The sequence below is a fragment of the Paraburkholderia sp. SIMBA_053 genome, from assembly GCF_046534895.1.
Classification (GTDB): domain Bacteria; phylum Pseudomonadota; class Gammaproteobacteria; order Burkholderiales; family Burkholderiaceae; genus Paraburkholderia; species Paraburkholderia caledonica.
In genome coordinates, this window is record NZ_JAWRXU010000447.1 from 1 (window position 1) to 290 (window position 290).

Here is a 290-nt window from a genome sequence, read left to right on the forward strand (position 1 = left end):
GTCGCCGAGCAGTTGCTCGCGCTCGCCGCGCCGCTCGCGAAGAACGCCTACGGGCAGTATCTGCAAAACATTCTTACGGACCAAGTTGCATGGCCATCCAAGTAACCGCTACGGCGCTGCCCGAAGTCAAGATCATCGAGCCGAAGGTGTTCGGCGATGCGCGCGGCTATTTCTACGAGAGCTTTAATGCCGTGGAATTCGCGGAGCATGTCGAGGCTGGCGTGACGTTCGTGCAGGACAATCATTCGCGTTCCGCGAAAGGCGTGCTGCGCGGCTTGCACTATCAGATT

1 protein-coding gene and 1 pseudogene are annotated in these 290 nt (G+C 59.0%); both read left to right on the plus strand.

Annotated features, from left to right (window positions below; all coding sequences use genetic code 11):
- Nucleotides 1-105 (plus strand): annotated as a pseudogene (locus SB753_RS36360) (glucose-1-phosphate thymidylyltransferase); the annotation flags it as partial.
- Nucleotides 90-290, plus strand: a 201-nt coding sequence (locus tag SB753_RS36365; protein ID WP_410804958.1) for a dTDP-4-dehydrorhamnose 3,5-epimerase family protein, incomplete at its 3' end; no start/stop codon positions are given. The pseudogene SB753_RS36360 and the gene SB753_RS36365, both read left to right, overlap by 16 nt.